The organism is Streptomyces sp. NPDC059718, from assembly GCF_042733315.1.
GTDB lineage: Bacteria > Actinomycetota > Actinomycetes > Streptomycetales > Streptomycetaceae > Actinacidiphila.
Map to the genome: position 1 here is coordinate 285,106 of NZ_JBHWGA010000002.1, position 24,345 is coordinate 309,450.

Annotated in this window: 20 protein-coding genes; 11 read left to right on the plus strand and 9 right to left on the minus strand. The window is 71.6% G+C overall.

What is annotated here, in order from left to right; translation table 11 throughout:
* Positions 1-137 precede the first annotated feature (137 nt).
* The 3 genes from ACFV3E_RS03810 to ACFV3E_RS03820 form a co-directional block, all read right to left on the minus strand.
* Complete coding sequence (locus tag ACFV3E_RS03810) at positions 138-1,427, minus strand: M18 family aminopeptidase (protein ID WP_500533192.1); 1,290 nt, start codon at positions 1,425-1,427, stop codon at positions 138-140.
* 95 nt (positions 1,428-1,522) lie between these two features.
* Positions 1,523-3,352: an acyl-CoA dehydrogenase gene (locus tag ACFV3E_RS03815; protein ID WP_500533193.1), complete on the minus strand. Its 1,830-nt coding sequence runs from the start codon at positions 3,350-3,352 to the stop codon at positions 1,523-1,525.
* 125 nt (positions 3,353-3,477) lie between these two features.
* On the minus strand, positions 3,478-4,539 hold the full coding sequence (locus ACFV3E_RS03820; protein WP_500533194.1) for an AI-2E family transporter: 1,062 nt from the start codon (positions 4,537-4,539) through the stop codon (positions 3,478-3,480).
* Between the two features lie 136 nt (positions 4,540-4,675).
* Between ACFV3E_RS03820 and metG the strand changes: the two genes are divergently transcribed.
* The gene (metG, locus tag ACFV3E_RS03825) at positions 4,676-6,403 is read left to right on the plus strand and encodes a methionine--tRNA ligase (RefSeq protein ID WP_500533195.1); all 1,728 of its coding nucleotides are present in this window, start codon (positions 4,676-4,678) and stop codon (positions 6,401-6,403) included.
* Positions 6,403-6,948, plus strand: a complete 546-nt coding sequence (locus ACFV3E_RS03830) for a hypothetical protein (RefSeq protein WP_500533196.1) — start codon at positions 6,403-6,405, stop codon at positions 6,946-6,948. Before metG ends, ACFV3E_RS03830 begins: the two co-directional genes overlap by 1 nt.
* Positions 6,949-7,023: 75 nt before the next feature.
* On the opposite strand, the gene aspS is transcribed toward ACFV3E_RS03830, so the two are convergent.
* Positions 7,024-8,793 (minus strand): aspartate--tRNA ligase, encoded by a 1,770-nt coding sequence (gene aspS / locus ACFV3E_RS03835; protein WP_500533198.1) that lies wholly within the window; start codon positions 8,791-8,793, stop codon positions 7,024-7,026.
* A 108-nt stretch (positions 8,794-8,901) separates the two neighbouring features.
* Here aspS and ACFV3E_RS03840 point away from each other — a divergent pair, with 108 nt between their 5' ends.
* From ACFV3E_RS03840 to ACFV3E_RS03855, 4 genes are all read left to right on the plus strand, one after another.
* Positions 8,902-11,010: an ATP-binding SpoIIE family protein phosphatase gene (locus ACFV3E_RS03840; protein ID WP_500533199.1), complete on the plus strand. Its 2,109-nt coding sequence runs from the start codon at positions 8,902-8,904 to the stop codon at positions 11,008-11,010.
* A 21-nt stretch (positions 11,011-11,031) separates the two neighbouring features.
* Entirely contained in the window at positions 11,032-11,475 is a 444-nt protein-coding gene (locus tag ACFV3E_RS03845) for an SseB family protein (protein WP_499512817.1), read from the plus strand.
* A gap of 104 nt (positions 11,476-11,579) precedes the next feature.
* Complete coding sequence (locus ACFV3E_RS03850) at positions 11,580-12,533, plus strand: pirin family protein (RefSeq protein ID WP_500368081.1); 954 nt, start codon at positions 11,580-11,582, stop codon at positions 12,531-12,533.
* Positions 12,534-12,764: 231 nt separating this feature from the next.
* Positions 12,765-13,004, plus strand: a complete 240-nt coding sequence (locus ACFV3E_RS03855) for a DUF397 domain-containing protein (RefSeq protein ID WP_499512815.1) — start codon at positions 12,765-12,767, stop codon at positions 13,002-13,004.
* A 22-nt stretch (positions 13,005-13,026) separates the two neighbouring features.
* Here ACFV3E_RS03855 and ACFV3E_RS03860 read toward each other — a convergent pair whose 3' ends face one another.
* Entirely contained in the window at positions 13,027-13,512 is a 486-nt protein-coding gene (locus ACFV3E_RS03860) for an ATP-binding protein (protein WP_500368084.1), read from the minus strand.
* A gap of 193 nt (positions 13,513-13,705) precedes the next feature.
* Between ACFV3E_RS03860 and ACFV3E_RS03865 the strand changes: the two genes are divergently transcribed.
* Together ACFV3E_RS03865 and ACFV3E_RS03870 are read left to right on the plus strand one after the other, a co-directional pair.
* Entirely contained in the window at positions 13,706-14,575 is an 870-nt protein-coding gene (locus tag ACFV3E_RS03865; RefSeq protein ID WP_500533200.1) for a Sco1979 family transcriptional regulator, read from the plus strand.
* Positions 14,576-14,715: 140 nt separating this feature from the next.
* Positions 14,716-15,063, plus strand: coding sequence for an STAS domain-containing protein (locus ACFV3E_RS03870; RefSeq protein WP_500533201.1), 348 nt, complete (start codon positions 14,716-14,718; stop codon positions 15,061-15,063).
* A 24-nt stretch (positions 15,064-15,087) separates the two neighbouring features.
* On the opposite strand, the gene ACFV3E_RS03875 is transcribed toward ACFV3E_RS03870, so the two are convergent.
* The gene (locus tag ACFV3E_RS03875; protein WP_499512811.1) at positions 15,088-15,510 is read right to left on the minus strand and encodes a CBS domain-containing protein; all 423 of its coding nucleotides are present in this window, start codon (positions 15,508-15,510) and stop codon (positions 15,088-15,090) included.
* A 126-nt stretch (positions 15,511-15,636) separates the two neighbouring features.
* On the opposite strand from ACFV3E_RS03875, the gene ACFV3E_RS03880 reads away from it, so the two are divergent.
* A complete protein-coding gene (locus tag ACFV3E_RS03880) occupies positions 15,637-15,906 on the plus strand; it encodes a DUF1876 domain-containing protein (protein ID WP_500533202.1) in 270 nt (89 codons plus the stop codon).
* 13 nt (positions 15,907-15,919) lie between these two features.
* On the opposite strand, the gene ACFV3E_RS03885 is transcribed toward ACFV3E_RS03880, so the two are convergent.
* A complete protein-coding gene (locus tag ACFV3E_RS03885; protein WP_500533203.1) occupies positions 15,920-17,104 on the minus strand; it encodes a magnesium and cobalt transport protein CorA in 1,185 nt (394 codons plus the stop codon).
* Between the two features lie 560 nt (positions 17,105-17,664).
* On the opposite strand from ACFV3E_RS03885, the gene ACFV3E_RS03890 reads away from it, so the two are divergent.
* Both ACFV3E_RS03890 and ACFV3E_RS03895 read left to right on the plus strand, forming a co-directional pair.
* On the plus strand, positions 17,665-20,205 hold the full coding sequence (locus ACFV3E_RS03890) for a SpoIIE family protein phosphatase (protein WP_500533205.1): 2,541 nt from the start codon (positions 17,665-17,667) through the stop codon (positions 20,203-20,205).
* 222 nt (positions 20,206-20,427) lie between these two features.
* Complete coding sequence (locus ACFV3E_RS03895; RefSeq protein WP_500533206.1) at positions 20,428-22,074, plus strand: glycosyl hydrolase family 18 protein; 1,647 nt, start codon at positions 20,428-20,430, stop codon at positions 22,072-22,074.
* Between the two features lie 81 nt (positions 22,075-22,155).
* Here ACFV3E_RS03895 and ACFV3E_RS03900 read toward each other — a convergent pair whose 3' ends face one another.
* Together ACFV3E_RS03900 and ACFV3E_RS03905 are read right to left on the minus strand one after the other, a co-directional pair.
* A complete protein-coding gene (locus ACFV3E_RS03900; protein WP_500533207.1) occupies positions 22,156-23,643 on the minus strand; it encodes a cellulose binding domain-containing protein in 1,488 nt (495 codons plus the stop codon).
* 170 nt (positions 23,644-23,813) lie between these two features.
* Complete coding sequence (locus ACFV3E_RS03905; protein WP_500533208.1) at positions 23,814-24,344, minus strand: YceI family protein; 531 nt, start codon at positions 24,342-24,344, stop codon at positions 23,814-23,816.
* Position 24,345: the final 1 nt, after the last annotated feature.

Sequence of the window (24,345 nt, forward strand, 5' to 3'; positions counted from 1 at the left end):
CCGCCACCCCCCCCCACGCTCTGCCCCCCGCCCCCTCTTCCAACCGAGCCAGCCCGCGCCGCAGACACCCATCCCCCGCCCCCCCCGCGAGCCTTGCCCCCCCCCCGCCCCTCACCCACCCCCGGCGGGGCCGCGGATCAGCCTTCCAGGAACGCCTTCAGGGCGCTGGCCAGCAGGTACGGGTCGTCGGCACCGCACAGTTCGCGCGCGGAGTGCATCGAGAGGATCGGCACGCCGACGTCCACGGTCGTGATGCCGTGCCGGGCGGCGGTGATGGGGCCGATGGTGGTGCCGCAGGGCATGGCGTTGTTGGAGACGAAGGCCTGCCAGGGCACGCCGGCCCGTTCGCAGGCGGCGGCGAAGATGCCACGGCCGGTGCCGTCGGTGGCGTAGCGCTGGCTGACGTTGACCTTGAGGATCGGGCCGCCGTTGGGCATCGGGCGGTGCGTCGGGTCGTGCTTCTCCACGTAGTTGGGGTGGACGGCGTGCCCGGTGTCGGAGGAGGCGCACACGGTGCCGGCGAAGGCGCGGGCGCGGTCCTCGTAGCTGCCGCCGCGGGCGAAGACGGAGCGCTCCAGGACGTTGCCGAGCAGCGGGCCGACGGCGCCGGTGTCGGACTCGCTGCCCGTCTCCTCGTGGTCGAAGGCGGCCAGCACGGGGATGTACGGCAGGTCGGCCCCGGCGACGGCGGCCAGGGCGGCGGTGCCGGCGTGCACGGAGAGCAGGTTGTCGAGCCGGCCCGCGACCAGGAACTCCCGGTCACGGCCGAGGTAGGCGGGCGGCTGGACGTCGTGGGTCATCAGGTCCCAGCCGACGACGTCGGCGGCGGCCACGCCGCTCTCCTCCGCGAGGAACGCGATCAGGGCGCCCTCGTCGACCTCGCCGAGGCCCCAGATGGGCTGCATGTGGCGCTGCTTGTCGAGCTTGAGACCCTCGGTGTTGACGGCGCGGTCGAGGTGGACGGCGAGCTGCGGCACCCGCAGCAGCGGCCGGTCGACGTGGACCAGCGTCGTCGTGCCGTCGCGCAGCACCAGCCGGCCGGACAGGCCCAGGTCGCGGTCGAGCCAGGTGTTGAGGAGGGCGCCGCCGTAGATCTCGACGGCGATCTGGCGCCACCCGAAGGAGCCCGAGTCGGGACGGGGCTTGACGCGCAGGTTGGTGGAGTCGGTGTGGGCGCCGACCACCCGGAAGGGGGTGGCGGGCCCGGCGCCCTCGGGCACGTACCAGGCGATGATCGCGCCACCCCGCAGCACGTACTTGCCGCCCGCCCCGGCGCCCCACGCCTCGGTCTCGGCCACCTGCTGGAATCCGGCCTTCTCCAGGCGCTCGGCGGCGCTCGCGACCGCGTGGTACTGCGACGGGCTGGCGGTGAGGAAGGCTGCGAGGTCGTCGGTGTGGCCGCGGCCGAAGTGGGGCTGAGGGTTCATGCTTCAAGCATAAGGACGCGCGACGGCCCGCTCCTCGGGGGAGGAGCGGGCCGTCGTCGCCGTATCGGTCCCGGCCGGAACCGGTCAGGACCGGGTCAGAACGCGTCTTCGGGCAGGTCCATGACGTCGAGGGTGACGCCGTCGGCGACGGACCGCGCGACGGAGACCTGCGGCAGGACCTCGGCGGCGAAGTGCTTCGCGGCGGCGATCTTGCCGGTGTAGAAGGCGGTGTCCTTGGCGGAGGCGCCGGCGGCCAGCTTCCCGGCGGCGACGGCGGCGCCCTTGAGCAGCAGGTAGCCGACGACGACGTCACCGGAGGCGAGCAGCAGGCGGGTGGTGTTCAGGCCCACCTTGTAGATGGACTTCACGTCCTGCTCGGTGGCGGCGAGGTCGGTGAGCATCTTGCCGACGATGGCCTCCAGGTCCACGGCGGCCTTGGCGAGCTGCTCGCGGGCGGCGGCCAGCTCGTCGCCACCGGTGGCCTCGGCGAGGAACTTCTTGATCTCCTCGGAGAGGGTGGTCAGCGCGGCGCCCTGGTTGCGGACGATCTTCCGGAAGAAGTAGTCCTGGCCCTGGATCGCCGTGGTGCCCTCGTAGAGGGTGTCGATCTTGGCGTCGCGGATGTACTGCTCGATCGGGTACTCCTGCAGGAAGCCGGAGCCGCCGAAGATCTGCAGGGACTGGGCGAGCTGCTCGTAGCCCTTCTCGGAGCCGTAGCCCTTGACGATCGGCAGGAGCAGGTCGTTGAGCGCCTCGAGGGCCTTGGCCTCCTCGCCGGCCGCCTCGGCGACGGCGAGCGCGTCCTGGACGGAGGCGGTGTGGAGGACCAGGGCGCGCATGCCCTCGGCGTAGGCCTTCTGCGTCAGCAGGGAGCGGCGCACGTCGGGGTGGTGGGTGATGGTGACCTTGGGCGCGCTCTTGTCCATGAACTGCGCGAGGTCAGGACCCTGCACGCGCTCCTTGGCGTACTCCAGCGCGTTGAGGTAGCCGGTGGAGAGGGTGGAGATCGCCTTGGTTCCGACCATCATGCGGGCGAACTCGATGATGCGGAACATCTGGCGGATGCCGTCGTGCTTGTCGCCGATGAGCCAGCCCTTGGCGGGGTGCTGGTCGCCGAAGGTCATCTCGCAGGTGTTGGAGGCCTTCAGGCCCATCTTGTGCTCGACGTTCGTGGCGTAGACGCCGTTGCGCTCGCCCAGCTCGCCGGTCTCGAAGTCGAAGAGGTACTTCGGGACGAGGAAGAGGGACAGGCCCTTGGTGCCGGGGCCGGCGCCCTCGGGGCGGGCGAGGACGTAGTGGAGGATGTTCTCCTCCATGTCGTGCTCGCCGGAGGTGATGAAGCGCTTCACGCCCTCGATGTGCCAGGAGCCGTCCTCCTGCTCGACGGCCTTGGTACGGCCGGCGCCCACGTCCGAGCCGGCGTCCGGCTCGGTGAGGACCATCGTGGAGCCCCAGGTCTTCTCGACCGCGATCCCGGCGATCTTCCTCTGGACCTCGTTGCCCTCCTCGAAGAGGATGCGGGCGAAGGCCGGGCCGGAGGAGTACATCCATATCGCCGGGTTGGAGCCGAGGATCAGCTCCGCGTACGACCAGATCAGGGACGGCGGGGCGGTGGTGCCGCCGATGCCCTCGGGCAGGCCCAGGCGCCAGTACTCGGAGTCCATGAAGGTCTTGTAGCTCTTCTTGAAGGAGTCCGGCACGGGGGCGGTGTTGGTCTCCGGGTCGAAGACCGGCGGGTTGCGGTCGGCGTCCGCGAAGGAGTCGGCGAGCTCGTTCTCCGCGAGGCGTGCGACCTCGGACAGGATGTCCTTGGCGGTCTCGACGTCCATCTCGGCGAACGGGCCGGTCCCGTACAGCTTGTCGCGTCCGAGGACCTCGAAGAGGTTGAACTCGATGTCGCGAAGGTTTGACTTGTAGTGGCCCATGGCGACGGCTCCGTCGGGGTCGGTCGGACGGCGGGAAGGGTTCGCAGTCCTCGCAGCTTTATCACTTACCAGTCGGTAATGATGCTACCCGCGGGTAATAAAAACAACCCCTATCCGGCCGGATGTCACGGAGGGCCTTCGACTTCTGGAGGGACGTCCGGCTCCTGGCGCCGGAGTTCGTCCAGGGCCCCGAAGGCGGCGGCCGCGATCGGCACCGCCAGCAGCATCCCGAGGATGCCCGCCAGGCTCGCCCCCGCGGTGATCGCCAGCAGCACCAGCGCGGGGTGCATGTGCACCGTGCGGCTCTGCACGATCGGCTGCAGCACGTGCCCCTCCAGCACCTGCACCGCCAGTACCACCCCCAGGGCCCACACGCCGATCACCCACCCCCGGTCGGCGAGGGCGACGAGCACCGCCACCGCGCCGGAGATGAACGCCCCCAGGTACGGGATGTAGGCGCCGATGAAGACCAGCGCGGCCAGGCCCGGCGCCCCCGGCACCCGCAGGATCAGCAGGCCGATGCCGATGAGCGTGGCGTCGATCAGCGCGATCACCGTCGTGCCCCGCATGAAGCCCTGGACCGCCGCGAAGGCGCGGTGGGCGATCCGCTCCAGCAGGGGACCGGTGCCGTGCGGGGCGGCCTCGCGCAGCAGGACGGGGAAGCGGGCGCCGTCGCGCAGGAAGAAGAAGGTCAGCAGCAGCGCCAGCACGGCGGTCGCGATGAGCTGTCCCACGATGCTGATGCCGGACACCACCCCGGAGGCGGCGCGGGCGCCGTACTTGGTGGCGAAGGACTTGAGGCTGTCGATGGTGTCGTTCAGCGAGGTCCCCGACGCGCCCAGGCGGGGCAGCAGCTTCCGGGCCGCGTCCTTGAGCGAGGCCACGATCTCGTCCCCGGTCTCCACCAGGCTGTGGACGACCACGAACCCCGCGCCCGCGACGAAGAGCACCAGCGCCACGCAGGTCAGCGCCGCCGCCGCCGACCGCTGCACCTTGACGGCCCGCAGCCGCCGGTACAGCGGGCCCAGCAGGGCGCTGCCCAGCAGGGCCAGCAGGACGGGGGTGACGACCGCCGCGAAGGTGACGACCAGCCAGACGACGAGGGCGCCCACACCGGCCACCAGCAGCACGACGCCGCACCACGCGGCCGTCCGTCGCGCGGAGGCCGGCAGAAGGGGCGCGTCCACCGGGCCAGCCGATCACGGCCCGGGCCGTGTCCGCATGCCGGGAAGGGCGAACGGGTGGACCTTCCCGGTCGGATACGATATTGACGGTCCGTAGAGGAAATCCTCACCCACAGTAGCGACTTGGGAGCAGCCGGCAATGGCTCGACACCTCATCACCAGCGCCCTTCCGTACATCAACGGGATCAAGCACCTGGGCAACATGGTGGGGTCCATGCTCCCGGCCGACGTCTACTCCCGATACCTGCGCCAGCGCGGCCACGAGGTGCTCTACATCTGCGCCACCGACGAGCACGGCACGCCGGCCGAGCTCGCCGCGCAGGAGGCCGGCCTGCCGGTCGACGTGTTCTGCGCGCAGCAGCACGACGCGCAGAAGGCGGTCTACGACGGCTTCGCGCTCTCCTTCGACTACTTCGGCCGCAGTTCCTCGCAGCAGAACCGCGAGATCACCCAGGCCATCGCGCGGGAGCTGAAGGAGAACGGCTTCATCGAGGAGCGCGCCATCCGCCAGGTCTACTCCCTGGACGACGAGCGCTTCCTGCCCGACCGCTACATCGTCGGCACCTGCCCGCACTGCGGCTACGACAAGGCGCGCGGCGACCAGTGCGAGAACTGCACCCGTGTGCTGGACCCGACCGACCTGATCGAGCCGCGTTCCGCGATCAGCGGCAGCAGCCGGCTGGAGGTCCGCGAGACCAAGCACCTCTTCCTGCTGCAGTCCAAGCTCTCCCACGAGGTCGAGGCCTGGGTCGACGAGCACGGCAAGGACTGGCCGACGCTCGCCTCCTCCATCGCCCGCAAGTGGCTGACCGAGGGCCTGCAGGACCGCGCCATCACCCGCGACCTCGACTGGGGCGTGCCGGTGCCGGCCGACACCTGGCCGGACCTGGCGGCCGAGGGCAAGGTCTTCTACGTCTGGTTCGACGCGCCGATCGAGTACATCGGCGCCACGAAGGAATGGTCGGACGCCGCGGGCGCTGGCGAGACCCGCGACTGGCGCTCCTGGTGGTACGACGTCGACACCGACGTGCGCTACACCGAGTTCATGGCCAAGGACAACGTCCCCTTCCACACGGTGATGTTCCCGGCGACCCTGCTGGGCACCCGTGACAAGTGGAAGAAGGTCGACTACGTCAAGGCCTTCAACTGGCTGACCTACTACGGCGGCAAGTTCTCCACCTCGCAGCGGCGCGGCATCTTCACCGACGCCGCCCTGGAGATCCTGCCCGCCGACTACTGGCGCTACTTCCTGATCGCGAACGCGCCCGAGTCCGACGACACCTCCTTCACCTGGGAGCACTTCGCGGCCTCGGTCAACAAGGACCTCGCCGACACCCTCGGCAACTTCGTCAACCGGGTGCTCTCCTTCTCCCGCAAGCGCTTCGGCGACGAGGTGCCCGCGGGCAGGGAGGCCGGGGAGGCCGAGGAGCGCCTGGGCGGGCAGATCGCCGAGCTCCTCGCCGAGTACGAGCGGCACATGGAGGACCTGCAGTTCCGCAAGGCCGCGCAGGCGCTGCGCGCCCTGTGGAGCGCCGGAAACTCCTACCTGGAGGAGAAGGCCCCCTGGCTGGAGATCAAGACGGACGCCGACGGCGCCGCCCTGACCCTGCGCACCGCCATGAACCTGATCCACCTCTACGCGGTCGTCTCCGAGCCCTTCATCCCGGCCACGGCCGCCGCCATGCGCGGCGCCTTCGCCCTGACGGACGACAGCGCGGTCTGGGTCACCCCCGAGGAGGCCCGCGCGCTGGCCGCCGTCCCGGCCGGGACGGCCTTCACCGTCCCGCCGGTGCTCTTCGCGAAGATCACCGAGGAGGACCTGGACGGCTACCGGGAGCGCTTCGGCGGGGAGCCGGAGGCGGTCTGATGCCGACCACGGTCAGGGACAGGTCCCCGCTGGTGCTGATCCTGGCGGTGGGCCTGACCCTGGTGCTGGTGGTGGCCGGGGTGATCCTCGCGGTCTCGCTGACCGGCTCGGGCGACCGCCGCTCCGGTGCCGCCCCGGACCGGGACGGGGCGTGCCGCGGCAGCAACGTCACTCTCGCGGAGGCCGCCGGGCGCTTCGGCCTGCGACTGCCCGACCACCCGCAGGACGTGCACTACCTCGCGCAGGGCGGCGGGCTGTCCGGCGAGCACGACCTCGAACTGAGCTTCCGCACCACCGCCGCAGGCCTGGAGCGGTTCCTGTCCGCCTCCGGCTTCGGCGCGCTCGGCCCCGACGTGCAGGCCCTGCGGGTCGGCGAGCCCCCCGCCGACCCCTGCCGCCGCGCCGCCGGTGGCCTCACGCACGCCCGCTACGCCGGCGACCACGTGCCCGCCGGCGCGGACCACGGCGCCTACAGCCGCGGTGTCGCCGTCGACGACAGCGACCCCGCCCACCCGGTGGTCGCCCTCGTCGCCCTGGACGGCTGACGGACCCGGCGGACGACGGAGGGCCCGGAACCGTGTGGTTCCGGGCCCTCCGTCGTCACGGCGTGGTGCGGGCCGTCAGGCCTTCTTCTCCGGCGGCAGCCGCAGCGCGAGGTGGAGCTCCTTCAGCCGCGCCTCGTCGACCGTGCTCGGAGCGCCCATCAGGAGGTCCTGGGCGTTCTGGTTGAGCGGGAAGGCGATGGTCTCGCGGATGTTGGGCTCGTCCGCGAGCAGCATGACCATGCGGTCGACGCCCGGGGCGATGCCGCCGTGCGGCGGGGCGCCGAAGTGGAAGGCGCGGAGCATGCCGCCGAACTCGTGCTCGACGGTGCCGCGGTCGTAGCCGGCGATCTCGAAGGCCTTGTACATGATCGCGGGCTCGTGGTTCCGGATGGCGCCGGAGGACAGCTCGACACCGTTGCAGACGATGTCGTACTGCCAGGCGAGGATGTCCAGCGGGTCCTTGGTCTCCAGCGCCTCCAGGCCGCCCTGCGGCATGGAGAACGGGTTGTGGGAGAACTCGACCTGGCCGGTGTCCTCGTTCTTCTCGAACATCGGGAAGTCGACGATCCAGCAGAAGCGGAAGACGTCCTCCTCGAACTGGCCGGCCCGCTTCGCGGCCTCGACCCGGACGGCGCCCATGATCTTGGAGACCTCGTCGAACTCGCCCGCGCCGAAGAAGACCGCGTGGCCGGGCTTGGCGTCGACGGCGGCGAGCAGCGCCTTGACGTCGTCCTCGGTGAGGAACTTGGCGATCGGGCCGGTGAGGGTGAGGTCGTCGCCGACCCGGACCCAGGCCAGGCCCTTGGCGCCCTGCTCGACGGCGTAGTCGCCGAGGTTGTCGAAGAACTTGCGCGGCTGCTCGGCGGTGTCCGGCACCGGCAGGGCGCGGACGTGCTTGCCGGCGAAGGCCTTGAAGCCGGAGTCGGCGAAGACCGACGAGACGTCGACCAGCTCCAGGCGGGCGCGCAGGTCGGGCTTGTCGTTGCCGTACTTGACCATCGACTCGCGGAACGGGATCCGCGGGAAGGGCGAGGTCACGTGGCGGCCGCCGCCGAACTCCTCGAAGAGGTCGGTCATGACCTTCTCGATGACCCCGAAGACGTCCTCCTGCTCGACGAAGCTCATCTCGACGTCGAGCTGGTAGAACTCGCCGGGCGAGCGGTCGGCGCGGCTGTCCTCGTCGCGGAAGCAGGGCGCGATCTGGAAGTAGCGGTCGAAGCCCGCGATCATCAGCAGCTGCTTGAACTGCTGCGGGGCCTGCGGCAGCGCGTAGAACGTGCCGGGGTGCACGCGGGAGGGCACCAGGAAGTCGCGGGCGCCCTCGGGCGAGGTCGCCGAAAGGATGGGGGTGGCCAGCTCGTTGAAGCCCAGCGCCGTCATCTCGCGGCGCAGGAAGCTGATCACCTGGGTGCGCAGCATGATGTTGCGGTGCATGCGGGCGCGGCGCAGGTCGAGGAAGCGGTTGGTGAGCCGCATCTCCTCGTTCGCGTTGTCCTCCGGGAAGACCGGGAACGGCAGCTGGTCGGCGGCGCCGAGCACCTCCAGCTCGGTGACCTCGACCTCGACCTCGCCGGTGGGCAGGTCGGGGTTGACGTTCTCCCCCGAACGGGCGACGACGCGTCCGTCGACGCGGAGCACCGACTCCTTGGACTGGTGGCTCAGGGCCTCGTACGCGGGCGAGCCCGGACGGGCGACGAGCTGGACCACCCCGTAGTGGTCCCGGAGATCGACGAACAGGATGCCGCCCAGATCCCGGCGATTGTGCAGCCAACCACTCAGGCGCACTTCCGCGTCTACGTCGGTGGCGCGCAGCTCACCGCAGGTGTGGGACCGGTACCGATGCATCGTTCATCCAAGTCGTCTGATTTCGGGGATGAGGCCTCCCCAGTCTACGGGGGTACGCGCGCCCGACCCCATTCGTATGAAAGCCGCGGAGAACCATAAACTGTGCGAATGCGCATCGAGGGCGTGCTGGCCGCGCTGGGCACGGGCGTCTGGCGCTGGGACAGCGCCACCGACATGGTGGAGCTCGACGCCGTGAGCGCCGGGCTGATAGGGCTTCCGCCCCAGCCTCAGAAGGTCCATTCGGGGGTGACCCGGGCCTGTTACCACGCCTCCGACTACGTGGACATGGCGGCGGCGGTCGCCCTGGCGATAGCCGAGGGAACCGCGTCGGAGTCGCTGCTGCGCGTGGTCCGGGAGGACGGACGGGTCGTCCGCACGGTGGTGATGCGGACCTACGGGCTCCCCTCCGCGGGGGGCCGGCCGGAGGAGGTCGTCGGCACGCTGCAGGAGGCCCCCGCGGTGCACGGTCTCCCCGGCGCGGGCACCGGCACCCGCCCCACCGCGGCGGCCCCCGCCGCCCCCGCGGACTGGCGGCGGTCCCGCGAGGCCTTCCTGCTGGACGCGGGCCGGGCGCTGGCGGAGGCGGACAGCACCGAGGAGGTGCTCCGCGTGGCCGCCCACCTGTCCATGCCGGGGTTCTCCCCCGACCGCCTCGCCGTCTTCGGCGTCCAGGGCGACCGGCTCCGCGCCATCGGGTTCCACGGGCACCGGCCGGGCGACGAGGTGCCCTTCCTGGACATGCCGCTCCGCACGGAGTACCCGGCGGCGGTCGTGGTGCGCACCGGCCGTGCGGTCTACCTGCCGAGCCCGCAGGCGTACGAGGAGCGCTTCCCGGCCACGTGGCCGCTGGTGCGGGACTTCGGGCGGTCGTCCTGGGCGTATCTGCCGCTGGTCGCCGCAGGCCGCACGATCGGCGCGTGGATGGCCGCCTTCCGGGAACGCGTCGCCTTCACCCCGGACGAGCGGTCGGTGCTGACCACCGTCGCCCGGATGCTCGCCCAGGCGCTGTCCCGGGCGCATCTGCACGAGTCCGAGCGGGAGCTCTCCGACGGGCTGCAGCGCGCGATGCTGCCCGGGCGGCGGCCGCACGTCGAGGGGATGACGCTGACCGCCCGCTACGTGCCGACCGGCGGCGGACTGCAGGTGGGCGGCGACTGGTACGACGTGATCGACCTGCCGTCGGGGCGCACCGCCCTGGTCGTCGGCGACGTGCAGGGCCACGACGTCCGCGCGGCGGGAGTGATGGGGCAACTGCGCATCGCGCTGCGCGCGTACGCCGCCGAGGGGCACCGCCCGGACGCGGTGATGTCCCGGACCTCCCGCTTCCTGGCCGGGCTCACCCAGTGTTCCGCCGACGGGGAGGACGGCCGCTTCGCCACCTGCCTCTACATGGAGGTCGATCCGGTCAGCGGCACCCTGGACGTCGTACGGGCGGGGCACCTGGACCCGGTCGTCCGGCTCGCGGACGGCACGACGATCATCCGGCGCACGGCCGGCGGCCTCCCCCTGGGGATCGCCCCCGACTCCGACTACCCGACCACGCGGCTCACCCTGGGGCCCGGCGAGACGATGCTGATCTGCACGGACGGGCTGGTCGAGACCGGCGGCCACGACCTGGGCACGGGGTGGCGGCGGCTGCGCTCGGTGCTGGAGGACGCGGTAGACGACGGGCTGGAGGCGCTCGCCGACACCCTGGTCGAGGCGGTGCACGGCCCGGCCTCGCACCATCTGACCGGCCCCTTCGCCGACCGCCGGGAGGACGACATCGCGCTGCTGCTGGTGCGCCGCGACCCCGTCGGGACGCTCCGCGACGTCCCGGTGCGGCGCAGTGTGCTCACCGTCGGCCAGACCGACCCCCGGCAGCTGCGGGCGGCCCGGGAGGAGGTCCGCGCGCTGCTGCACGACTGGACGTCCGGGGACCAGGTCGACGCGGCCGTGCTGCTGGTGTCGGAGCTGGTCACCAATGTGCTGCTGCACACGGACGACGACGCGGTGCTGGGCGCGCAGCTGCTCGGCGTGCCGGGTGTCCGGCGGCTGCGGGTCGACGTGACCGACCGCAGCGACGACATGCCGCACCGCCGCACCCCGGGCGAGATGGCCGCCTCCGGACGCGGGCTGCTGCTCCTGCAGGAGATGGCGGACGCGTGGGGCGTGGATCCGCTGGGCGACGGCAAGGCGATCTGGTTCGAACTCCATGAGGCTCCCGTGCCGGGCTAGCGGCCCGATACGCTGTGTGCCGTGTACGGCTACGACCAGAACGGGATGGCAGGGGCGGCGCCGCCGATGGGCGGGGCGCCGATGGGTGCGGGCTACCCCGAGCCGTCACCGCCCTCGCTGGCGGACGCGGTCCGCGCGTTCACGACGGGCTCGATGTCGGCGGAGGACTTCCAGGCGGTCTTCGCCACGTCCAAGGTCTACTGCCCGCGCGGCGACAACCCCGGTTTCCTGGCGCTGCACGACACGCAGCAGCCGGTGATCCCCATGTTCTCCTCGCTGAAGCAGCTGCGCCGCTACGCCGGCAAGGAGTCCAAGTACTTCGTGATCACGGGTGCCGAGGTGCTGGACCTGCTGCCGACCGGCTACGGCTTTGTGCTGGACATGGAGGGCGAGCACCGGATGGTGTTCGACGCGAAGGCGGTCGAGCAGATGGTGGAGTTCACCATGCGGCGGATGTACGGCTGATCCGGCCCTCACCCCACGGAAACCGGACAAAGGCCGGGGAACGGTTGCGGGAAGTTCAGCGTTCAACTATGTTGAACGTTGAACAATCCGAGGAGGATCTGGCCATGCCTGCAGTGACCGTCGAGAACCCGTTGACCCTGCCGCGCGTCCACGCCCCCGCCGACGCGGTACAGCGGCGTGCTCTGCAGGTGACCACCGCCCCGAGCGGCTTCGAGGGGGAGGGCTTCCCCGTCCGCCGCGCCTTCGCGGGCATCGACTACAAGAACCTCGACCCGTTCATCATGATGGACCAGATGGGTGAGGTGGAGTACGCGCCCGGCGAGCCCAAGGGCACGCCCTGGCACCCGCACCGCGGCTTCGAGACCGTCACCTACATCATGGACGGCGCGTTCATCCACCAGGACTCCCACGGTGGCGGCGGCACCATCACCGACGGTGACACGCAGTGGATGACGGCCGGCAGCGGCCTGCTCCACATCGAGACGCCGCCGGAGGAGCTGGTCATGACCGGCGGCCTGTTCCACGGCCTGCAGCTGTGGGTCAACCTGCCCGCCAGGGACAAGATGATCGCGCCGAAGTACCAGGACATCCGCGGCGGCAACGTCAAGCTGCTGGCGTCCGAGGACGGCGGCGCGCTCATCCGGATCATCGCCGGCGACATCGACGGCCACCAGGGCCCGGGCGCCACGCACACCCCGATCACCATGCTGCACGTCTCGGTGAACCCGGGCGCCCAGCTCACGCTGCCCTGGCGCGCGGACTTCAACGCCCTGGCGTACGGCCTGGCCGGCCGCGGCACCGCGGGCCCGGAGAACCGGCCCTTCCGCATGGGGCAGGCGGTGGTCTTCGGCCGCGGCGATTCCCTCACGATCCGCGCCGACGGGTCCCAGGAATCGCGCAGCCCCAACTTCGAGGTCGTCCTTCTGGGCGGGCTGCCGATTCGTGAGCCGATGATGCAGTACGGCCCGTTCGTGATGAACACCCACGCGGAACTCGCCCAGGCCTTCGACGACTTCAAGGCCGGCAAGCTCGGCACCGTCCCCGCCGGTCAGGAGTGACGACGGCGTCTCCGGTGCCTCCGGCATTAAACGGCCCCGTCCGGGAATGCGATTCCCGGGCGGGGCCGTCGCATACGGTGGGAGCAATTCCGGCGGGCGGTTCGTTGGCTCTTCATTGGCCGCTGCATTCACCCTGAGTGACTGCACGTGCACCTGCACGTGCAGATGCACGTGACACCGTCTCTGGCTATCATCTCCCCTGTCCTGCACGGCACTTACCTGGAGAGAAGCATGCGCCACACGTACAACGGCATGGCAGCGTCCGATCTCCACGGACTGGTGTGGCAGAAGAGCCGGCACAGCAATGCGAACGGTCAGTGCGTGGAGCTGGCCGCGCTTCCGGACGGGGACGTGGCCGTGCGCAATTCACGTTTTCCGGACGGACCGGCGCTGATATATACGAAGGAAGAGATTGAATCCCTCATCGTGGGGATGAAGAACGGGGAGTTCGATCACTTCGTGGCGAACTGACCACGGTCGTCCCCGGTACGGCTCAATGTGACGGGCCGTCGTTCTGTCCGGGCATGCGGAAGAGCGCCCAGACGACTTTCCCCATGCCGGTGAGGGGATGCCAGCCCCAGGTCTCGCTGAAGGACTCCACCAGATGCAGCCCGCGCCCGGACTCGGCGACGAAGTCCGGGGCCTTGGCGACGGGCCCGTGACTGCTGGGGTCCCGCACCGCGCACACTACGCGCGTTGACCATCTGACCAGGCTGAGCCGGACGCACCCGTGGGCCGCGTCCTCGGGGACCGCGTAGCGCAGGGCGTTGGTCACCAGTTCGGAGGCGACCAGTTCGATGCCGTCCTGGAGTTCTTCCAAGTGCCAGGCGTGCAGGGTCGTCCGCGCGAATCTTCGTGCGTCGCCGACCGCCTCGTAACGCGGCGGCAGCGGGCAGGAGGTGGCACTCGACGACGAAAGGCGCTCCGGAACCAGCCCGTCCCATAAGGGCTGCACCCCGGCCGAGCTCTCAGTCCACATGCGCACCACCCGGTATCGGCACGTACGCAATCGTCCCGTACGGCCTGCGGCCGATGCAAGGGGCGGATGCACGTGCATTTGCATGGCACGAGGCAGATGGGTCGGGAGTGACGATCGAGAGTGACCGATCGAGTACTGAACGCAGCGCGAAGGTGGCAGACTGCTGGATGCCACGGGGAGAAGGTAGGCGCAAATGACCACAGTGCAGTCAGGAAGCGGATCGATGGTGCGCCGCATCCTCCTGGGCTCGCAGCTGCGCAGGCTGCGCGAAGCGCAGGGCATCACCCGTGAGGCCGCGGGCTACTCGATCCGCGCGTCCGAGTCGAAGATCAGCCGCATGGAGCTCGGGCGCGTGAGCTTCAAGGAGCGCGACGTGGCCGACCTGCTCACCCTCTACGGCATCACGGACGACGGCGAGCGCACGGCCCTGCTCGGCCTGGTGCGCGAGGCGAACGTCGCCGGCTGGTGGCACGGCTTCGGCGACGTCCTGCCCGCGTGGTTCCAGACGTACGTCGGCCTGGAGGAGTCCGCCTCGGTCATCCGCTCCTTCGAGACGCAGTTCGTGCACGGCCTGCTCCAGGCCGACGACTACAGCCGCGCCGTCATAGAGCTGGGCCACCCGGGCGCCCCCGCCGACGAGGTGGAGCGCCGGCTGGACCTGCGGCACAAGCGGCAGAAGCTGCTGACCTCGGAGCTCGCCCCGGAGATCGTGGCCGTGATGGACGAGTCCGTGGTGCTCCGCAGGTTCGGCGGGCGGGAGGTGATGCGGGCCCAGCTCGTGCACCTCATCGAGGCCTCGCAGCAGCCGAACGTGACAGTGCAGCTGCTGCCGCTGGAGTTCACGGGGTACTCCGCGGGCGCCAGCGGGACCTTCACCCAGCTGACCTTCCCGGAGTCCGACGTCCCGGACGTCGTGTACGTGGAGCAGCTCACCGGGGCGATGTACATCGACAAGCGCGAGGAGGTCGACCAGTACCGCGTCGTCATGGCGAAGCTCCGCGCCGACAGCCTCTCCCCGGACGCCACCCGGGACCGGCTGAACGCCGTCCTCCGCGCCGCCTGAGCGCACCCGGCGGCAACGCCGGGTACCGCTCCCCTCCCCTGCGAACAGGGGTTTTGCAGCTTTTCACAGGTCTCACTCGATCGAGTGAAGTGGACCTTGACGCATCGGTCGGCTCATCGGCCCGGTGATCTTATGCTCCGGTGAGCCCGTACCTGCGTACCCACACGATCGACGGGTGCGTCGTGGTGGAACTCAGCGGGGAGATCGACATCGTCGCGGCGATGGAGATCATTCCGCTGCTCGACGCGCTGACCCGCGCCCCGGGCCCCGGTCTCGTCGTCGACCTGGGCCCCGTCGACTTCATCGACTGTTCCGGACTCGCCGTCCTGTGCCGGCTGCGGAGCCGGGTCCACGGGCACGGCGGGCAGGTGCAGTTCGTCTGCGCCCGCCCCCCGACCCTCAGGATCCTGCGCGCCACCGGGCTGATGAGGGCCTTCCGCCCGGTGCCGAGCGTGGACGAGGCGCTCGCCCGGATCGGGCGGTCGTGACCGCCCGGTCCACACGGTCCCGGGTCAGTCCGAGCAGACGGCCGTGACGAACTCGGCGACCCGTTCCTGCGGCAGGTGGCGGGCCACGTCGGCCTCGCTGATCATGCCGATGAGACGGTGTGCGGGATGGTCGATCACCGGCAGCCGGCGCACCCGGTACTCCTCCATCAGTTCCAGCACCCGGTCGATCTGCTCGTCCCCCTCGATGATCTGCGGCCGGCCCATGGCCAGCTCGCCGCAGGAGACCTCGGACGGGTCGCGCCCCTCGGCGACGCACTTCAGCACGATGTCCCGGTCGGTGACGATGCCGACCAGCACGTCGTCGTCCCCGCAGATCGGCAGCGCGCCGATGTCCTGCTCACGCATGATCCGGGCCGCGTCGGCGAGGCTCTCCCGCTCCCCGACGCACATGGCGCCGGGATGCATGATGTCCAGTGCGGTGGTCATGACGGCGCCTCCTTGTGGCAGGGACCGATTTCCTTTGGCTCCATCGTCACCCTGGTGGAGTAGTTCCGCGATAGGGAGCACGCTGGAAGGAGACACCGGGACCGGGACCGCTGGAGGTGTTCCGTCATGCAGACCCTCGTCGGATGGCACATCGAGATGGACTTCCGGGAGGACGGCGCGAGGACGAAGGCCGCCGCGCTGCTCCGCCTTCCGGACGGCACGGAGGTCAGGTCGCACGGCCACGCCAGCCGGCATCCCTCCGACCCGGACCAGGAACGGGTCGGCGAGGAACTCGCGGCGGCCAGGGCGCTCAACGACCTCGCGCGTCAGCTCCTCGGCAAGGCCGCGCACGAGATCGAGGAGGTCACCCACGTGCCCGCGCATCCCAGGATCTGAGCCAGCGGGGCCCTCACAGCCAGCCGCGCCGTTTGAAGACCAGGTAGAGGCTGACGCAGACCACGCCCATGAGCAGGATCGCGAAGGGGTACCCGAGCAGCCAGTGCAGCTCGGGCATGTGGTCGAAGTTCATGCCGTAGATGGTGCCGACGAGCGTGGGCGCGAAGAGGATGGCGGCCCAGGCGGAGATCTTCTTGATCTCCTCGTTCTGCTCGAAGCCGGCCTCCGCCAGCGCCCGCATCTCGGCGTTCTGCTGCTGCGCGACCAGGGTCGCGTTGAGGGTGAGCAGGTCGCCGAGCGCCTGCCGGAAGCCGTCCACGCGCTCGATGGTGTGCGTGACGTGGTCGGCGACGTCGCGCAGGTAGCGCTGGAGTTCCTCGTCCGTCCCGTACTTCACGAAGCCGGCCTGCAGGCCGTCCAGCATGGGGATGAGCGGGCGGGTGGCGCGCTGGAACTCCAGCACCTCCTGGGAGAGCTCGTAGATCCGGCGGGAGACCTGGGGGTCGCCGCCGAAGACCTGGATCTCGCTCTCCTCCATGTCCTTCTCGACCCCCGCGACGACCGGTGCGTAGCCGTCGACGACCGTGTCGAGTATCGCGTAGAGCACCGCCTCCGGCCCGAGCGTCAGCAGCTCGGGGTTGCTCTCCATGCGGCGCCGCACGGCGGACAGGTCGGGGGCCGCACCGTGGCGGACGGTCAGGACGAAGCCGGGGCCCACGAAGATGTGCAGCTCGGCGAAGTCGACCTCCTCCGGGGCGTCCAGGTAGCGGGCGGCGCGGAGCACGACGAAGAGGGTCTCCCCGTACCGCTCCAGCTTGGGGCGCTGGTGGGCCTGGATGGCGTCCTCCAGGGCCAGCGGGTGCAGGTCGAACTCCTTCGCCAGCGAGACCAGCTCGGCCTCGCTCGGCCGGTAGAGCCCGATCCAGGCCATCGCGCCGGGCTCGGCGCGCAGCTGCGTGTACGCCTCGGCGAGCGAGGAGGGTGTCGCGATGCGCCGGCCGTCCCGGTACAGGGCCGCGTCCATCACGCTGCTCACCGCGACGGCCGCGGGGCCCGCGATCCGCGGCTCCAGGGGGCCCTCCCCCTCGCCGGCCGGCGCTGCGGAGGCCTGGGCGGGACGGGCGGACCTGGCCGTCCTGGCCCTCTCCTTCGCCGAGTTCCTCAGTGCGCGCAGGGCACGCAGTCGACGCCCGGACACCGGCAGCACCCCCTCTTTCGGGCCTTCCGAGCAGCGTAGCCCGAGCCCGCCGGGGAAACGGCCGCACCGCGCACCCGGTCCCCGGCGCCGCCGCGGGGTCAGGCGTCCCGGCCCCGGTCCTGATCCCCGCCGCCGCGCCCGTACGCGTCCAGGATCCTGCCGATCGTGCGCTCGAACCAGGCGTCCATGTCGACCGCCGGGCCCGCGTACGGCGGTACGCACGCGGGGGGCGCTGACCGGGGCCGACGAGTAATCTGATGCGCGGGGGACACGGGGGCCGTACTCCGGAGGTCTTGATGGACGTCCCGGTGCTCTTCGGCCGGTCTCTCCCCGCACCGCCCGTTCCCGCGGGGGCCGCCGCGCGCCCCGAGGACCCGTCCCCGCCGGGCACGCTCCTGAGGCCGCCCACCCTCCCCTCCCGTTCCGGCCACGAGCCCGGGCGGGCAGCGGACGGCACGCTCTCCTTCTTCCCGTGACGCCGTGAGCGGCGTTCGCCGAGTGGGAAGAACAAGAACGGTGAGCGGAGCGTAACGTTGCGGGCGGATACGGAGTGGCTGGCCATGGGGACTCCCGAGGAACGCGTGGACGCGGGCGTGGCGGACGCCGTCACGTTGCTGCTCGACGCCGAGGGGCGGCTGCTGAGCTGGCCGCCCGCCGCCGAGCGGCTGCTCGGCCGGCGGGCGGCGGACGTCATCGACACCCCCGCGGTGGATCTGCTCGCCCCGGAGGACGCGGCGCGGCCGCCGGAGATCGCCGAGCGCTGCCGCACCGAGGGCGGCTGGACGGGTGTGCTGCGGCTGCGCCGAGACGACGGCATGAGGGTCACGCTGGGCGTACGGGTGGCCGGGCTCCCGGAGGGGATCGGCGGCACGTCCGTCCGCTGGATGGTCCTGGCGGCGGAGTCCCGCAGCACCGCCCGCTCCGTCGCGTCCGGGATGACCCCGGCGATGCTGGAACGGATCGTGGGCCAGACGCCGATCGGGCTGGCCGTGGTCGACACCGATCTGCGCTGCGTGTGGTCGAACGCGGCACTGGAGCGCTTCGGGGGCGGCCCCTCCCAGGAGCGGCTGGGGCGACGGCTCGGGGAGATCCAGCCGGGCCTGAACGCCACGGTGCTGGAGGCGCAGATGCGGCAGGTCCTGGAGACGGGCGTGCCGGTGATCGACTACGAGCACGTCGGGCGGTTCCGCACCGATCCACGCCGCGAGAAGGCGCATTCGATGTCCTTCGTGCGGCTGGAGGACGAGCGCGGCGTCCCGGTGGGCGTCTGCTACTCCGTGGTCGACATCAGCGACCGCTGGCGGGCCCGGCAGCGGCTGTCGCTGCTGGACCGGGCCAGCGAGCACATCGGCCGCACCCTGGACGTGATGCACACCGCGCAGGACCTGGCGGACGTGGTCGTGCCCGACCTCGCCGACTACGTCGCCGTGGAGTTGCTGGAGTCGGTCATCAAGGGCGCGGAGCCGCAGCCCGGCCCGCTGGGCGACGCCGTCACCGTGCCGCTGCGCCGCGCCGGGATGCGTGCGGCGCGGCAGGGCGAGCCCGAGCCGGCGTTCGGCATCGGGGCGGTCTCCGCCTACCTGGAGGACACCCCGCCCATCCGGTGCCTGACCGACGGCACCTCCTGGCTCAACTCCCGGCTGGACCCGCTGGAGCTGGAGTGGGCCGCAGGACCCGCCGGCGGCCGCGCGCTCCACTTCGGCGAACTCGGGCTCCACACGGCGATGGTGGTGCCGATCCGCGCCCGCGGGGTCACCCTCGGCGTGACCCTCTTCTTCCGGGTGCGCCGCGCCGACCCCTTCGACGGGGAGGACCTGCGCCTGGCGGAGGAGGTGGTGGCCAGGGCCGCGGTCTGCCTGGACAACGCGCGCCGCTACACCCGCGAGCGGGACGCCGCCCTCGTGCTGCAGCGCAGCCTGCTGCCGCACACCTTCCCGCCGCAGGAGGCGGTGGAGGTCGCCACCTACTACCGCCCGGCCGACGAGCTGTCGGGCGTGGGGGGCGACTGGTTCGACGTCATCCCGCTGTCCGGGGCCCGGGTCGCGCTCGTGGTGGGCGAGGTGGTGGGCCACGGCATCGAGGCGGCCGCGACGATGGGCCAGTTGCGCACGGCGGTACGGACCCTGGCCGACCTCGACCTGCCGCCCGAGGAACTGCTGGCGCACCTGGACGACCTGGTCGTCCAGGTCTCCCGGGAGGCCGGGGAGTCCGCGACCGTCGGGGTGGGCGGCAGCGCGCTCGGGTCGAGCTGCCTGTACGTGACGTACGACCCGGTCAGCAGGCACTGCGTCATGGCCAGCGCGGGGCACCTGCCGCCCGCCGTGCTCCGGCCCGCCGGCGAGCGGTGCGGGGCCGAGGGCGGGGAGGCCGTCCGCTTCCTCCAGCTGCCCATCGGGCCCGCGCTGGGTCTGGGCGGACTGCCCTTCGAGGCAGCCGAGTCGACGATGGAGGAGGGCAGCGTCCTCGCGCTGTACACGGACGGCCTGGTCGCGCCGGCGGACGGCGAGGGCGACGTGCCGGACAGCGGGCGGAGCCGGCTGCGGGCCGCCCTGGAAGCCGAGGACCTGCCGCTGGACGCGTTGTGCCGCAGCGTCGTCGACGAACTGGCCCCCGCCCGCCCGCACGACGACGTGGCGCTGCTGCTGGCCAGGACCCGCTGCCTGGACATCGGCCGGGTCGCCTCCTGGGACCTGCCCACCGACCCCGCGGTCGTGGGCCGGGCCCGCGAGCTGTCCACCCGGCAGCTGGAGGACTGGGGGCTGGGCGACCTCACCTTCACCACCGAACTGGTCGTCAGCGAGCTGGTCACCAACGCGATCCGGCACGGCTCCGGTCCCATCCGCCTGCGGCTGATCCTGGAGCGGGCGCTGACCTGCGAGGTCTCCGACGCCAGCAGCACCTCCCCGCACCTGCGGCACCCCCGCACCACCGACGAGGGCGGTCGCGGGCTGTTCCTGATCTCGCAGTTCGCCCAGCGGTGGGGCACCCGTTACACCGACGACGGGAAGATCATCTGGGCCGAGCAGTTCCTCGACGGGCACGGCCCCGACGTCGGCATCGACATCGGCATCGACACGGTCACCGTGCGCGAACCGGCCTGACGCCGGACGCCGCCCCCGCGCGTTCCTTCGTTCACCTGTACGCCCCGGCGAGGTCGCCGGGGCGTCGTGCTCCAGCTTGAGGGGTCGAGATGGTCCAGACCTATTGACCACCTGGTCCAGACCTTTCTACTCTGCCAGGGAACTGTGGTGGGCATGACATGGAGTCAATCGCCCACCAGGCGGCACTGGTTTCCCCGTCGGCCCCCACTCGAGGAGCACCCCTTGAGCACTGGAGACACCCCACGCACTCCACGCACCAGACGCATCAGGACCACAGCCGCCGCGGGGCTCACCGCGCTGCTGCTCCCGTTCGCCGCGCTCGTCGGTCTGGCCACACCGGCCCATGCCGCGGGTACCACCGCCACGTACACCAAGACCCAGGACTGGGGCACGGGGTTCGAGGGCAAGTGGACGATCACCAACAGCGGCACCTCGTCCATCAGCAGCTGGACCGTCGAGTGGGACTTCCCCGCCGGCACGTCGGTGACCTCGGCGTGGGACGCCGACGTGACCGCCTCCGGCACCCACTGGACCGGCAAGAACAAGAGCTGGAACGGCACGCTGGCCCCGGGCGCCAGCATCAGCTTCGGCTTCAACGGCACCGGTAGCGGCAGCCCGAGCGGCTGCAAGCTCAACGGCGGTTCCTGCACCGGCGGTGGCGGCGGCGACCCGACGCCCACGCCGACCCCGACGCCCACCCCCACCCCGACCCCGACGCCCACGCCGACGCCGACCCCCACCGGCCCCGCGGGGAACAAGATCCGCCTCGGCTACTTCGCCGAGTGGGGCGTCTACGGCCGCAACTACCACGTCAAGAACCTGGTGACCTCCGGCTCGGCGAGCAAGCTGACCCACATCAACTACGCCTTCGGCAACGTCACCAACGGCCAGTGCGCGATCGGCGACTCCTACGCCGACTACGACAAGGCCTACACCGCCGACCAGAGCGTCGACGGCGTCGCCGACACCTGGGACACCGGCGCGCTGCGCGGCAGCTTCAACCAGCTGCGCAAGCTGAAGAAGCAGTACCCGAACATCAAGATCCTCTGGTCCTTCGGCGGCTGGACCTGGTCCGGCGGCTTCGGCCAGGCGGCCGCCAACCCGACCGCCTTCGCCAACTCCTGCTACAACCTGGTCGAGGACCCGCGCTGGGCCGACGTCTTCGACGGCATCGACATCGACTGGGAGTACCCCAACGCCTGCGGCCTTTCCTGCGACACCAGCGGGGCCTCGTCCTTCAAGACCCTGATGTCCGCGCTGCGCACCAGGTTCGGCTCCAACAACCTGGTCACCGCGGCCATCACCGCCGACGGCACCAACGGCGGCAAGATCGACGCGGCCGACTACGCGGGCGCCGCCCAGTACGTGAACTACTACAACGTGATGACGTACGACTACTTCGGCGCCTTCGACGCGGACGGCCCGACCGCCCCGCACTCCCCGCTCACCTCCTACAGCGGCATCCCGATCGCCGGCTTCTACTCCGACGCGGCGATCCAGAAGCTGAAGAGCAAGGGCATCGCGTCGAACAAGCTCAACCTGGGCATCGGCTTCTACGGGCGCGGCTGGACCGGCGTCACGCAGTCGGCGCCGGGCGGTTCCGCGACCGGCGCCGCTCCCGGTACGTACGAGGCGGGCAACGAGGACTACAAGGTCCTCAAGAACACCTGCCCGGCGACCGGCACCGTCGCGGGCACCGCGTACGCGCACTGCGGCAACAACTGGTGGAGCTACGACACCCCGTCGACCATCGCGGGCAAGATGGCCTACGTGAAGAACCAGGGCCTCGGCGGCGCGTTCTTCTGGGAGTTCAGCGGCGACACCGGCAACGGTGAGCTGATCACCGCGATCAACAACGGTCTGAGCTAGTCCTCGGGAGCCGGGCCGTACGGGCCGGAGGGGCGGGATCGTGACCGCCCCTCCGGCCCGGTCGCGTCGGGGCGGGGGGCGTCAGCCGGTGGCGCAGGACGCGCCGTCGAGGGTGAAACCGGTGGGCGGGGCGGAGACGCCGGGCCGGGTGCCGACCAGCCCGAAGCTGACCGAACCGCCCGCCCGCACCGACCGGTTGTAGCCCTTGGCCCGGGCGGTGACCGATCCATCGCGCTGGGCGAAGTCGGCGTCCCACATCTGCGTGACGCGCCGGCCGTCGGAGTACCTCCAGCCGACCCTCCAGTCGTCGAGGTCCTTGCGGGTCGTCAGGGTGACCGTGGCCTGGAAGCCGTCGTACCACTGCTCGTTCACCTCGTAGGTGATCGCGCAGGACGGCGCCGGCTTCACCGGGGCGTCGTGCGCGGGCGGCGCGGCGGAGGACGGTGCGCGATCGGCGGCGGGGATGGTGTGCTCGGCGGCGGAGGGCCCGATCTCCTCGGGGAACGGTGCGCTCTGCGCGGGCTCCGGCGCTCCGGAGGCGCCGGACGCGCCCGGCGACGGCAGCGGGGGGAAGCCGGGACCGTCCGGGGCGGTGCCGTCCTTGCCGCCCTGGGCCGTCGGAAGGGCCTGGGCGGACCGGGGGGCGGAGTCGTCGGTGGTGACCAGGGCCGTCAGGCAGATCACGGCGGTCAGCACCGCGACCGCCCCGGCCACGGCGGCCCTGCCTCCGGGGACGCGGGTCCTGGCCCGCGCGGCACGGGCGGCACGGGCGGCACGCGCGGCCCGCCGCGACGGCGGGGCCGCGGCGGCGCCCCGGCCGGCGGTCCGGCGCCGGGCCTCCAGATAGGCGGGCCCCGCCCAGCCCAGCACCCCTTCGGCCAGTGCCTCGGGCAGCCCGCCGCCGAGCGGGGTCAGGCACACGGCCGCCCGCGCGCACTCGGCGCACCCGCGCAGGTGCCGGCGCAGGTCCTCGGGTGCCGCCTCGACGGGCATCCGGGTGGCCGCGTCCAGGAGCCGGGCGTACCCCTGGCACTCGTCGGAGGGCGGTTCCTCCTGGTGGGCGCGGAGGCAGCGGTCGCGGAAGTCCTCGCGGGCCCGGTCGATCTCCCGCTCCACCGCGGTGACGTCGACGCCCAGCGCGTGTGCGGTCACGGCCGTGGGGCGGCATTCGACCTCGGTGGACCACAGCAGTGCCGCGTCCGGTTCCGTCATGGCGCGCAGTCCGCGCAGGGCAAGCGGTTCCGGGCGCGGTGCCCTGCCCCGGCGTGCGGCGCGTTCCGCGTTGAGCCAGATGCGGAACTCCGGCTGCAGGCTGTCGCCCTCGCCCCGGGCCTGCCAGGACGCGGCGGTGTCCCGTACGGCGGTCAGCAGCAGCGGCAGGGGCGGCAGGCCCGGGCCGGGTGTGCCGTCCGCCGCGTCGGGCGTCAGGTCCAGGCCGCGGTCGAACGCGTCGGCGGCCAGCCGGCCGCCGTCCTCGGGGGAGAGCGAGCACAGCTGGGCGAAGCACAGCGCTTCCGCCCAGTACTCGGACAGCGGTACGGCCTCGGGGACCGGGGCTGGGGCAGTCATCGAGTGGTGAACCAACCCTTCGGCGTCGGGAGGCGGTTGCGCCTGCGCCTGGTGGTGCGGGGAGCCTTTCACGGTTTCCACACAAGTAGCAAGGCGCGACTTCGTTTGCCGAAGGGGTAGTTGGGGCGTGAGCGGTGATGTCCGCTGCTGCCCCCTCGTGAACGGCGGGATCAGCCGTGGTGGACGAAGCGGGCGGCGACCGAGAGGGTCGCGGCGCCCTTGATCATGCCCATCCGGTTCCAGGTGAGGCCGAAGTCGGCCCGGTCGACGACCGCATCGGCGGTGAGCACGACGGCGTCGGCGGAGGAGGACTCGACGCGCCCGGTGAGGGCGAGCGGACGGGTGGTGCCGCGGACGGTCAGCTCGCCGTCGACGGAGAGGGCGCCGTCGGTGCCGGCGGTGACCCGGCGGGCGGTGTAGACGATCGCCGGGTGGGTCGCGACGTCGAGGAAGTCGGCGGAGTGCAGGTGGGTGTCGCGCTGCTTGTTGCCGGTGTCCAGGGAGGCGGCGTCCACGGTCAGGGTGCCCTGCCCGGTGCCGTCGGCCGCGAGTTCGCCCTCGCCGCCGACCTCGGTGAACGCGCCCTTCACGGTGGCCATGCCCCACATCGTCCGGTGCGTGAGCCGCACGGCCGAGCCCGCGGGGTCGAGGGCCCAGGAGCCCGTGCGCAGACCGGTGGGGGTGGTCGTCGAGTCGCTCATG

Bases quoted from the DNA above. Each gene is read 5' to 3' on its own strand.
- ACFV3E_RS03810 (WP_500533192.1), bottom strand. From the start codon at position 1,427: ATGAACCCTCAGCCCCACTTCGGCCGCGGCCACACCGACGACCTCGCA.
- ACFV3E_RS03815 (WP_500533193.1), bottom strand. From the start codon at position 3,352: ATGGGCCACTACAAGTCAAACCTTCGCGACATCGAGTTCAACCTCTTC.
- metG (WP_500533195.1), top strand. From the start codon at position 4,676: ATGGCTCGACACCTCATCACCAGCGCCCTTCCGTACATCAACGGGATC.
- ACFV3E_RS03830 (WP_500533196.1), top strand. From the start codon at position 6,403: ATGCCGACCACGGTCAGGGACAGGTCCCCGCTGGTGCTGATCCTGGCG.
- aspS (WP_500533198.1), bottom strand. From the start codon at position 8,793: ATGCATCGGTACCGGTCCCACACCTGCGGTGAGCTGCGCGCCACCGAC.
- ACFV3E_RS03840 (WP_500533199.1), top strand. From the start codon at position 8,902: ATGCGCATCGAGGGCGTGCTGGCCGCGCTGGGCACGGGCGTCTGGCGC.
- ACFV3E_RS03850 (WP_500368081.1), top strand. From the start codon at position 11,580: ATGCCTGCAGTGACCGTCGAGAACCCGTTGACCCTGCCGCGCGTCCAC.
- ACFV3E_RS03855 (WP_499512815.1), top strand. From the start codon at position 12,765: ATGCGCCACACGTACAACGGCATGGCAGCGTCCGATCTCCACGGACTG.
- ACFV3E_RS03860 (WP_500368084.1), bottom strand. From the start codon at position 13,512: ATGTGGACTGAGAGCTCGGCCGGGGTGCAGCCCTTATGGGACGGGCTG.
- ACFV3E_RS03865 (WP_500533200.1), top strand. From the start codon at position 13,706: ATGACCACAGTGCAGTCAGGAAGCGGATCGATGGTGCGCCGCATCCTC.
- ACFV3E_RS03875 (WP_499512811.1), bottom strand. From the start codon at position 15,510: ATGACCACCGCACTGGACATCATGCATCCCGGCGCCATGTGCGTCGGG.
- ACFV3E_RS03880 (WP_500533202.1), top strand. From the start codon at position 15,637: ATGCAGACCCTCGTCGGATGGCACATCGAGATGGACTTCCGGGAGGAC.
- ACFV3E_RS03890 (WP_500533205.1), top strand. From the start codon at position 17,665: ATGGGGACTCCCGAGGAACGCGTGGACGCGGGCGTGGCGGACGCCGTC.
- ACFV3E_RS03900 (WP_500533207.1), bottom strand. From the start codon at position 23,643: ATGACTGCCCCAGCCCCGGTCCCCGAGGCCGTACCGCTGTCCGAGTAC.
- ACFV3E_RS03905 (WP_500533208.1), bottom strand. From the start codon at position 24,344: ATGAGCGACTCGACGACCACCCCCACCGGTCTGCGCACGGGCTCCTGG.